At 43.7% G+C, this 9,946-nt stretch carries 10 protein-coding genes; 7 read left to right on the top strand and 3 right to left on the bottom strand.

Annotated features, from left to right (window positions below; translation table 11 throughout):
• Positions 1–292: 292 nt before the first annotated feature.
• The 6 genes from PX484_RS21470 (at position 293) to PX484_RS21445 (ending at position 8,367) form a co-directional block, all read left to right on the top strand.
• Complete coding sequence (locus PX484_RS21470) at positions 293–3,766, top strand: type I polyketide synthase (RefSeq protein ID WP_287767874.1); 3,474 nt, start codon at positions 293–295, stop codon at positions 3,764–3,766.
• A gap of 76 nt (positions 3,767–3,842) precedes the next feature.
• Positions 3,843–4,751 carry a glycosyltransferase family 2 protein gene (locus PX484_RS21465; RefSeq protein WP_287767876.1) on the top strand — a complete coding sequence of 303 codons (909 nt, stop codon included), beginning with the start codon at positions 3,843–3,845 and terminating at the stop codon, positions 4,749–4,751.
• A gap of 438 nt (positions 4,752–5,189) precedes the next feature.
• Positions 5,190–5,540: a slr0373 family blue light stress response protein gene (locus PX484_RS21460; RefSeq protein WP_045358317.1), complete on the top strand. Its 351-nt coding sequence runs from the start codon at positions 5,190–5,192 to the stop codon at positions 5,538–5,540.
• Between the two features lie 79 nt (positions 5,541–5,619).
• A complete protein-coding gene (ycf46, locus tag PX484_RS21455) occupies positions 5,620–7,131 on the top strand; it encodes a stress-responsive protein Ycf46 (protein WP_287767880.1) in 1,512 nt (503 codons plus the stop codon).
• Positions 7,132–7,265: 134 nt separating this feature from the next.
• Positions 7,266–7,619 (top strand): DUF1257 domain-containing protein, encoded by a 354-nt coding sequence (locus PX484_RS21450; protein ID WP_002731874.1) that lies wholly within the window; start codon positions 7,266–7,268, stop codon positions 7,617–7,619.
• A 100-nt stretch (positions 7,620–7,719) separates the two neighbouring features.
• Positions 7,720–8,367, top strand: coding sequence for a class I SAM-dependent methyltransferase (locus PX484_RS21445; RefSeq protein WP_287767883.1), 648 nt, complete (start codon positions 7,720–7,722; stop codon positions 8,365–8,367).
• Here the strand turns inward: PX484_RS21445 and PX484_RS25870 are convergent.
• The 3 genes from PX484_RS25870 to PX484_RS21435 all read right to left on the bottom strand — a co-directional run bounded on the left by PX484_RS25870 (position 8,315) and on the right by PX484_RS21435 (position 9,153).
• On the bottom strand, positions 8,315–8,587 hold the full coding sequence (locus PX484_RS25870) for a hypothetical protein (protein WP_353845714.1): 273 nt from the start codon (positions 8,585–8,587) through the stop codon (positions 8,315–8,317). The genes PX484_RS21445 and PX484_RS25870 overlap by 53 nt on opposite strands.
• Positions 8,584–8,811 (bottom strand): hypothetical protein, encoded by a 228-nt coding sequence (locus tag PX484_RS21440; RefSeq protein ID WP_002756907.1) that lies wholly within the window; start codon positions 8,809–8,811, stop codon positions 8,584–8,586. The genes PX484_RS25870 and PX484_RS21440 overlap by 4 nt, the downstream gene beginning before the upstream one ends.
• A 168-nt stretch (positions 8,812–8,979) precedes the next feature.
• Complete coding sequence (locus tag PX484_RS21435) at positions 8,980–9,153, bottom strand: hypothetical protein (RefSeq protein ID WP_155120225.1); 174 nt, start codon at positions 9,151–9,153, stop codon at positions 8,980–8,982.
• A gap of 275 nt (positions 9,154–9,428) precedes the next feature.
• Here PX484_RS21435 and PX484_RS21430 point away from each other — a divergent pair, with 275 nt between their 5' ends.
• Positions 9,429–9,818 (top strand): hypothetical protein, encoded by a 390-nt coding sequence (locus tag PX484_RS21430; RefSeq protein WP_288105428.1) that lies wholly within the window; start codon positions 9,429–9,431, stop codon positions 9,816–9,818.
• The last annotated feature ends 128 nt before the right edge of the window (positions 9,819–9,946 follow it).

The raw sequence follows: 9,946 nt of genomic DNA, 5'->3' as shown, positions 1-9,946 counted from the left end.
TGGCAAAGTTAATTAAAGTCCACTGACCTGTTGCTGTCAGGGAGACTGTCACCGTGCTACCAGAATTATTAGCCAGAGCCGGGGGATTATTAAGCTGGGTAGCCAGTAATTCAAGAGAGCCAGTCTGAGATGTTGAGACAATAGAAGCTAAAACCATAAAAAGAGATACCTCGTTTCTCGTTTCAATTGACGGATAAAGCCAAGGCAGTTATTCCACTCTTGAGCTTGACTGATCCTAAATTATATTGATATAGTAGTCAAGTGTACATGGCCACAGTATATACAAAAGTTAATGATTAAACAGCCCATCGCAATTGTTGGTATGGGATGTCGTTTTCCCGGAGCCAATAATCCTAGTGAATTTTGGGAGATACTCCAAAATGGCGTACATAAGATAACTAAAGACCCTATAGATCGCCCTACGCAGATGACAGGTTGGGCGGGATTTCTCGATGGCATAGATAAATTTGATGCGGCGTTTTTTGGCATTTCTTCGGAAGAAGCGATCAAGATGGATCCTCAACACAGACTTTTGTTAGAAACCTCTTGGGAAGCCTTAGAAGACGCTGGGCTAGTTCCCGCTAATTTAGCAGGGACCGATACTGGCGTTTTTATTGGGCTTTCTGGTAGTGAATATCCGAATTTATTAATTGAAGATTCAACCTTTAATACCACCATTGGAACTCTCGACTGTATGTTAGCCAATAGGATTTCTTCCTATTTTGATTTTCAGGGTTTAAGTCTAACAATAAATACCGCTTGTTCTTCTGTATTAGTGGCCATAGATAGTGCCTGCCAAAGCTTATGGAATGAAGACATTTGTTTGGCTTTAGTCGGTGGTACACATCTAACTTTTTCTCCCGTGATTGCCTCTAGATATGTCAATGCGGGTTTGATTTCTGCCGATGGTTTGTGTAAAACTTTTGATGCTAAAGCGGATGGTTATGTTCGGGGCGAGTGTATCGGAGTCGTTGTCTTAAAACTTCTATCCCAAGCTCAAGCGGATGGCGATCGCATTTATGCTGTGATTCGGGGGAGTGGCGTTAATCACAATGGTAGTGGTAATGGCTTGACCGCACCCAATATGCAAGCCCAGATTGCTCTCTTGCAAAAAGTTTATCAACGGGCAGAAATTAATCCCAATTCTATTAATTATATTGAAGCTAACGGTACGGCAACGCCCATTGGAGATGCCCTAGAAATGAAGGCATTAGGAACAGTAGTTGGCAAAGATCGAACTGCTGATAATCCCTGTCGGGTGGGCAGTGTAAAAACCAATATTGGTCATACAGAAGGTGCTTCTGGTATTGCGGGGTTGATTAAAGTTGCTCTTTCCCTCTATCACCGTCAAATACCCCCCACTTTACATTGTCAAGAGCCTAATCCTGCCATTCCTTTTGCCAAACTAGGACTAAAAGTACAACAAACCTTAGAAACTTTACCCGAAGAAACAGGGCCAATTCGAGCAGGGGTTAGTTCTTTTAGTCTGGGGGGAACGAATGCTCATCTGATATTAGAATCAGTCCCGTCTCAAGCAAAAGCTGAACCTAATCTTTCTCCTTTACAAGTTTTTACCCTAACCGCCAAGACTTCTACTGCTTTACAAGCTTTGGTGCAACGTTATCAATCTTTCCTAGAAGATAACCCTGAAGTCGCTTTGTCCGATATTTGTTTTATGGCTAATACTAGGCGATCTCAATTCTCCCACCGTCTAGCTATGATCACTGAATCAAAAGAACAATTGCAAGAGCAACTAAATATGATTGTTCGCCAAGAAGCATTATCAAGTGTATTCAGTGGACAAGTTATAAGGCAAAAATCCGCACCAATTTGTTTTATTTTTTCTGGAAAAAGCCAGAAACTTAAACTAATTATTAAATCCCTTGCTCAAAGTCATCCAGCCATCTATTCATTGCTAGAAGAATTGCAACCACTTATTTCTTCTTATTCGACAAGATCATTTTTTCAATTAATAGAAGAAGAAAATTTAGAAAACCCTTTTCTTAGCCAAGTAGTCAACTTTATCTGTGAATATGCGATGACTCAATTATGGCAATACTGGGGAATAAAACCAGCAATCTGTATAGGTTATGGTCTGGGAAATTATGCTGCTTTAGTATTGGCGGGAATTTTAACTGTAGAAGAGGCAATTTCTTTAATCATAGAAGATAAAAAAATTGAATCACCTCCCAAGTTTCAAGCCGCAAAAATTCCCGTAATTTTACCGATCAGTGGTAAGACAATTAAAATTCATGAAACTATTGACTATAAGCAGTGGCAAAAAGAATTTAATGTCAATAACATGAACGCAGAAAATTTACCTAGCCTATTATCAGACTCTAATGTAATTTTGCTAGATCTATGTTCTCTGGAGATCAAAAGTCATGATTATCTCAAACAGCTTGATGATTATAACATAAAAAGTCCTGAAGAAATAAAAAGTTTTGATTATTTATATTATTTATTTTCCACTTTAATCAAATTCTGGTTAATGGGGGTGAAAATTGATTGGCCTAAAGTTTCAAACTATCAACAATGTTATCCTATTTCAGTCCCTACCTATCCCTTTGAGGGTCAATCATACTGGATTGATGTATCACCTAAAATACCAAATAAACAAAGCATCCATAATCAAGAGAACTATTTGAAGGGACAACGAAGCAATAATCAAGAGAACTATTTGAATGTAGAATTTATCGCTCCTCGTGATAATTTAGAGATGCAATTGACCGAGATTTGGCGAGAAGTTTTAGGAATCCAGACTATCGGAGTCAAAGACAATTTCTTCAATTTAGGGGGACGCTCTCTGGTGGCGGTCAAGCTATTCGCTCAAATCGAAAAAGTCTTCAAGGTCAATCTACCATTAGTCACCCTTTTCCAAGCTCCAACGGTTGAGCAGATAGCTAGGATTCTCCGGGAGAAAGCGGTTGAAACTGACCCCCAGACTCACAGCCTTAGACTTGAAAGCCAACTAAATCCTCAGTCTTCTCTAGTAGCCATGCAGTCGAGTGGCGCGAAAAGACCATTTTTTCTCGTCCCCGGTGGCGGCGGCGGCGAAAATGAATTAATCATCTATGCCAAATTAGTCTATCTTTTGGGTCAAGAACGGCCTGTTTATGGATTCCAAGCAAGGGGTTGGGACGGAATCGAAAATCCTCACAATACTGTAGAGGCTATGGCAACCGACTACATCAAAGAAATCCGTACCGTCCAACCCGAAGGACCTTATCTTCTCGGAGGTGAATGTATAGGCGGACTTGTCGCTTTGGAAATGGCACAACAGCTAGTCGCACAAGGACAGAAAGTGGGATTATTAGTTTTTCTCGATACACCTGTTCCAACTCTGCCGAGAAAACTCCGCTATCAGGTGGAGAAATTTTTCCAAATTCCAAGAATTCGCCATCATCTCAGAGAACTCAAATCCTCAGGGAAAGGAGAGAGTCTCACCTATATTTTTAACCAAGCATCAAAGGTGAAGGAAAAGCTGGCAGAAGACAGCTTCAGTCGCCACCGAAAAAAAGTTGCCAAAAACTACATAAAAATGATTATGCACTACAGACCACAAACCTATTCTGGTGGAATTACCTGGTTAGTCACTGAAAGTTTTTATCCCAAGGCTCAAAATCAGGGGTGGAACCATCTAGCCGGAGGAGAACTGGAAATTCACCGGATTCCAGGAACTCACGACTCTTATCTCGGTGACAATGTCGAGACTACGGCTGAAAGGCTTAAAGCTTGCCTTGACGAAGCGCAGGCAGATGATTGAAACCCGAATCAGGATATACTCTACCACGGCTGGCTTGTCTGAATTCGCCGCCAATATTTTTAATTTTGAATGACTTATGAAGGCTCCAGTGGCTTTTTTTATCTTTAACCGACCTCAACTGACAGCAAAGGTATTTGAAGGGATTCGTCAGGCCAAACCCAACAAACTGTTTATCATTGCCGACGGTCCGCGCTCCGCTCGACCAGACGACCGCGACAAGTGCGCTGCCACCCGTGCCGTTGTCAAACAAATCGATTGGGACTGTGAAGTATTCAGGAACTATTCAGAGGTTAATCTAGGCTGCGGACGCAGGGTATCTACAGGTATTAGCTGGGTTTTTGAGCAAGTCGAGGAAGCCATCATCCTAGAGGACGACTGCCTCCCCCACCCAACTTTTTTTCCATTTTGCGAACAACTATTGGAGAAATATAGAAATGAGCCAAAAATAATGAGTATCAGCGGAACTAACTGGTTAGGACAATGGAAACCAGAGCAGCAGAGTTATCATTTTTCCTTTTGTGGGGGCATTTGGGGATGGGCCACTTGGAAAAGAGCTTGGCAAGGCTATGACTATGAGATTAAATTATGGTCAAACCGAAAAATCAGGCAAGAAATTAAAGATTTTATCGAGGATGAACAAATATTTAAATGGTACGACCAAGTTTTCTCCCAAGCCTATAGAGGAGAAATTGATACTTGGGACTATCAGTGGATGTTTCAATGCCTTTTCCACTCAGGATTAGAAGTGGTTCCCTCAGTCAACTTAATTTCTAATATTGGCTTCGGGGAAGAAGCATCCCATACTAAAAAACCCGATGATTTCAGAAGCAATCTTCCCCAGCACTCTATGTTATTTCCGCTGAAGGAAGCCAAGGAATTAGTAATAGACAGAGAATATGGCAAACAAGTAGTAAAAAAACTTTCTATCAATAGCCATCTCCTTGTCAGATTGAAAAATAAAATCAAGAGGTGGTCAGCTGGGTAAGCGCATCTTAACAATCCTTGACAAAATTAACTTTATGTGAGTTGCTCACCCAGAGGGCGATTCAGGAATATTTGAGTGGAATTTGCCATCTCAATTGTTAAGCAAGAATCGACCAACTGTTAAGATTTCGTAACTATTCTGATTGACTGGTATCACCTGAAATGCCCACGCGGATCACAAAATTGGCCAATTGTCAATCAGGAGGCTCCGAGGCAGGAGAGGAGACTATTTTTATTTATTCTCCCATCTCCCATCTCCTCACACCCTACACCCCACATCCCACACCCCACACCCCACACCCCACACCCCACACCCCACTTCTCCAACAATTGTAAAGAAATGTTACAATTATGCCGTTATAACAGCTTACCATCTTGACAGGAGGGAAAGACAGTGGTTATAGTAGAGACACATACCCGGGTAAACCAATTTAGTGATATGCAAGACAAGCAAAAAGTCACACTGTACCTTCCCCCTGGAGTCCATCGTCAACTAAAAATAAGGGCTGCGATCGATGAAGAATCGATGTCAGGTCTGGTGGAAAAAGCGATCGCTTTCTACCTAAAATACCCCGAAAAGGTAGAAGAAATCGAAGCCGCCGCCTATGGCAAAACCTATCAGGTTCATGTCTGTCCCGAGTGTGATGCCGCGTTAGTAATGAAAGAAGATCGGCTAAGGTCGATCAAACGCCAGCCCGGAATAGTCGGCGACGAGTTCCCGCTCGAAGTTCCCGAACCCGTCGGCGCCCAAGCAACCGCAGAGGGAGAAGCAGCCTTAGTTCCCTGCTAAACTCTCAGTAGCCGAACAAGGCATCTACAGCCATCAGCCGCCCAAGGTCAAAACCGTTACCACAAATAGGGTCGATGTTATGAAAGAAGAGCTAGAAATTCTCGTCAAGGCTCAGTATCCCCTGATTTACCTCGTCACCTCCGAGGAGGAAAGGGCGGAAGAAGCCATCAGCAAAATAGCCCAACTAAATACACAACATCGACGGGTGTTTGTCTGGACTGTTACCCACGGCATGATCGAACTGGGTCAACCGCGCCAAACCAGTCAACATAATACCGTATCTCCAGAAGCGGCGATCGAATGGGTATTGCGTCAACGGGAAGCGGGCATCTACATCTTCAAAGACCTGCATCCGTTCATCACTTCCGCTCCGGTCAATCGCTGGTTAAGAGATGCGATCGCCAGCTTTAAAGGAACCGAAAAAATCATTATTTTAATGTCTCCCCTGCAAGAAGTCCCCATAGAACTAGAGAAAGACGTAGTAGTTCTAGATTTTCCCCTGCCGGACATGGGAGAGTTAGATACGGTACTCTCGCAACACCTAGGCAAAAATCAAAATCGTCGTACCACCACAGAGGTCCGGGAAAAACTCCTGAAAGCGGCCTTGGGCTTAACCAAAGATGAAGCCGAAAAAGTTTACCGGAAAGCCTATGTAAAAGCGAACAAACTCACGGAAGACGAGGTAGAAATCGTCCTTTCCGAGAAAAAACAACTGATTCGCCGCAACGGAATTTTAGAATACGTTGAAGAGGACGAGACCATCAATGCCGTCGGCGGTCTGGAAGAATTAAAAAGATGGTTAAAACAGCGCTCAAATGCCTTTACAGAAAGAGCCAGAGGTTACGGACTCCCCCAACCGAAAGGGATGCTAATTTTAGGAGTACCAGGCTGTGGTAAGTCCTTAATCGCTAAAACCACCTCGCGTCTCTGGAGTTTACCGCTCCTGCGCTTAGATATGGGACGGGTTTACGATGGTTCCATGGTGGGACGGTCCGAGGCTAACCTGCGTAATGCCTTAAAAACTGCCGAATCCATCTCTCCGGCCATTCTTTTCATCGATGAATTAGATAAAGCTTTTGCCGGTGGCACGGGATCCGCCGATTCCGATGGGGGAACCTCTAGCCGCATCTTCGGCTCCTTCCTGACTTGGATGCAGGAAAAAACCTCGCCCGTCTTCGTCATGGCCACAGCTAACCGGATTGAACGGCTACCCGGGGAATTTCTCCGCAAGGGGCGCTTCGATGAAATCTTCTTTGTCGATTTGCCCAATTCCGAAGAAAGACAAGATATCTTTAATATTCACCTGACTAAACGACGCTCCGACATTTCTCGCTTCGATTTGGAGCAGTTAGCCAAGGTATCCGATGGGTTTTCCGGTGCGGAAATAGAACAGGCGCTGATTGCCGCCATGTATGAGGCCTTCGCCCAAGATCGCGAATTCACGCAATTGGACATTATTGCGGCGATTAAGGCGACTCTGCCCCTATCTCGCACCATGACCGAACAGGTAACTGCCCTGCGTGATTGGGCCAGACAACGCGCCCGACCTGCTTCGGCCTCCGTCGCTGAGTACCAGCGATTGGAGTTCTAACAGACTTTCGCCCGCTCCCAACGGGATGAAAGGCTAGTTCTCAGGGACTAGCAATGCCTCGCAAAGCCGCTTGGCGGCACTCTTTAACTCTCAATCTGTTGTTGTTGATTCTTATCTACAAAGAGGAAATTCCAATGTCTCATTTTAGCACTCTCCGGACCAAAATCACCGATGCCGAAATCCTCAAAGCTTCTCTCCGCGACCTCGGCATTAGCGTAAAAACCGAAGCTGATGTTCGTGGTTACAACGGTCAACGGGTTCGCTCCGACATCGTTGCTGTTCTCGATGGCGAATATGATCTCGGTTGGTCCCGCAACACCGACGGCAGTTTCGATTTAATCGCTGACCTCTGGGGTGTAGCCAAAAAACACAATCAAACCGAATTGATCAACTCGATCAACCAAAAATACGCTGTGAACAAAACCCTATCCGAAGTGAAACAGCGCGGTCTGCAAAACGCTAACGTTAAGCTAGTCGTTCAAAGCTAAGATTTACAGCGCGTTCCCAAGCCTAGGGGTTGACCAGTTCGGTTAACCCTTTTTTCTGTCTGTGGGGTATGTTAAGAATAGTAAAATTAACTTGACAAAAATGCTCCGACCCGAAGAAAGAACTAAACTCGATCCGACCAAAGACAGCGATTTTTATGCTTTTCCCCGCTTCGTCACCCACGTGGATGAGGGTTTTATCGATCGATTAACCGCTCTCTACCGAGAGATATTATCGCCGAATACGCGCATTTTAGACCTGATGAGCAGCTGGGTGTCCCATTTACCGGAGGAGATGGAATTTGAGCATATCGAAGGTCACGGGATGAATGGGGAGGAGTTAGCCAAAAATCCCCGCTTGCATAGTTATTTTGTCCAGGACCTCAATGCACAGCCAAAATTGCCCCTAGGGGATAGTTCTTTTGATGCGGTGTTAATCACGGTGTCGGTGCAGTATTTGCAGTATCCAGAGGCGATTTTTGCGGAACTGTATCGCATTTTAAAGCCTAATGGTCTGGTGGTGGTCAGTTTTTCCAATCGGATGTTTTACCAAAAAGCGATCGCTGCTTGGCGCGATAATAGCGATTTAGGCCGGGTGGCCCTAGTGAAATCCTATTTTAAATCGGTGGCGGGATTTAGGGAAGTACAGGCGATCGTTCGTCCTGCTACTACCCCCAGTTTCCTACAAATGTTAGGAATTATGGTTGCTGATCCCTTCTATGCAGTGATAGGAAAAAAAAATCTTCTCTAGGATTATAGTCATCGTTTGAATTCTTAATCCCTAATGCTCGCCATCCAATGCCGACTCTGACTGACCAGATTTTTTCTCTTGGTTTCACCTCTTTGAACTCTAGGCTGGGGTGAAATGGATTTTCTTTCCAAATCTGGTAATTTTTCTTGGCTGTTTCTTGTACCCTTTGCGGCAAACTTAGAAAAAGTTGACGAAACCTCTTGGTTCTGGATGACTTCATTCTTCCCCAAAGCCTTTATCTTCTGTTCTCCCCTCTTGTTCTTCTATCAGAGCTTCCTGTGCCATTGTTATTAAAGCTCCCAATTCCAGATCCTCGTTGGAAAGGCTTTTCTGCCATTTTAATTCACCTTCAATATCTTCCAGCAATTGTTGAGCAAGTTCATCTTGAAGATGCTCTGGCAGTTTCTGGATTTCTGTGAATGCTTTTTGCAATAGAGTAGTCATGTTTTGTTCATGTTTTACGCGTATTGAACTATTTTACTACTTTTTCTACTCTTGCAATCTAACGGTTTAAGTTTGTCTATAGCTTTATTGTCAACGACTTTAGGGAATAACGGGCTTCAATAAAAGGGCTTCTGAGGGCTGCTCAAGCATTAATAAGCTGTTCGTAATTTAAATTGCTTGTTGAGACGAGGCAAGAGGCAACAGTAAAGGAATTGGAGGAGATTCGGCTAATCTAAGAATAAGCAGTTTAAATAGGGTTTGCTGAATAAATGTGAAATGTAGGCAAGGTAGGGGTTTTGTGGCTTTACGAGCGAAACAGGTGCAAGATTTTTGCGTCTTCATCGGCCCGCGTCCTGTAGGGGCGAAGCATTTGGGCATAACCTATCGGTGAAACCGGAGATTTTCTATCCGAATGCTTCGCCCGTACTTTTTGCCGCAAACCCTAAATATGTCTTAGCTTACCAGCGCGTCCGCTTCGCTCTAATCTCAATCCTGTTGTGGCAACGATATCAGAGTTTTGTTTTTTACTTTTTGAACAGTCAACCAAACATTTAAACCGTCCACAACTGCTGTTGCCGTTGTGCTAGAATGGCGAAAAATTCTCACAATTAATAATTATGTTAGCCGAATTAGCCGCCGCCGAAATCGCTAAAATCGCCTTTGAAGCTGTTATCGGTAAATTAACGGAAGGAGCAATGGATAAAGGTGTAGAATTGTGGCAAAAAATTAAGCAAAAGTTACAAAAGGAACCGGCCGCAGCCAAGGTTTTAGCGGCAGCCGAACAAACTAAATCCGAGGCGATGATTGAACAGCAAGTGGTTCCTTTTTTACAGGTAGAAATGCTCAAAGACACCAATTTTGCCCAAGAAATCCAAACCCTAGCACAACAAATTAAACAAGTTATCAACAGTGGCAATCAAGACAATATCGCCATGAATGCCACAGCTTATGATAATAGTACCGTTAAAATGGTAGGAAAAATCGAGGCAGGTAAAGTTAGTTTCTAAATCCTAATGGCTCTCTTGGGTTAGTTGGGTAAAATGTATCACTGAATACATTTTATTATTCCCTATTTGCCAGAAGAGAAGGATGAACCACAAAGGCACAAAGGACACAAAGAGTAACTAGCGATCGA

The organism is Microcystis sp. M49636_WE2 (genome assembly GCF_030065375.1).
In the GTDB taxonomy this organism is placed as follows: Bacteria; Cyanobacteriota; Cyanobacteriia; order Cyanobacteriales; family Microcystaceae; genus Microcystis; species Microcystis aeruginosa_C.
The sequence above is the reverse complement of the archived record's forward strand: the minus strand, read 5'-3'. Positions and strand labels throughout refer to the sequence as shown.

What these genes read in the sequence shown, in the direction of transcription:
- PX484_RS21470 (WP_287767874.1), top strand. Translation starts at nt 293, where the DNA reads ATGATTAAACAGCCCATCGCAATTGTTGGTATGGGATGTCGTTTTCCC.
- PX484_RS21465 (WP_287767876.1), top strand. Translation starts at nt 3,843, where the DNA reads ATGAAGGCTCCAGTGGCTTTTTTTATCTTTAACCGACCTCAACTGACA.
- PX484_RS21460 (WP_045358317.1), top strand. Translation starts at nt 5,190, where the DNA reads ATGCAAGACAAGCAAAAAGTCACACTGTACCTTCCCCCTGGAGTCCAT.
- ycf46 (WP_287767880.1), top strand. Translation starts at nt 5,620, where the DNA reads ATGAAAGAAGAGCTAGAAATTCTCGTCAAGGCTCAGTATCCCCTGATT.
- PX484_RS21450 (WP_002731874.1), top strand. Translation starts at nt 7,266, where the DNA reads ATGTCTCATTTTAGCACTCTCCGGACCAAAATCACCGATGCCGAAATC.
- PX484_RS21445 (WP_287767883.1), top strand. Translation starts at nt 7,720, where the DNA reads ATGCTCCGACCCGAAGAAAGAACTAAACTCGATCCGACCAAAGACAGC.
- PX484_RS25870 (WP_353845714.1), bottom strand. Translation starts at nt 8,587, where the DNA reads ATGAAGTCATCCAGAACCAAGAGGTTTCGTCAACTTTTTCTAAGTTTG.
- PX484_RS21440 (WP_002756907.1), bottom strand. Translation starts at nt 8,811, where the DNA reads ATGACTACTCTATTGCAAAAAGCATTCACAGAAATCCAGAAACTGCCA.
- PX484_RS21435 (WP_155120225.1), bottom strand. Translation starts at nt 9,153, where the DNA reads ATGAAGACGCAAAAATCTTGCACCTGTTTCGCTCGTAAAGCCACAAAA.
- PX484_RS21430 (WP_288105428.1), top strand. Translation starts at nt 9,429, where the DNA reads ATGTTAGCCGAATTAGCCGCCGCCGAAATCGCTAAAATCGCCTTTGAA.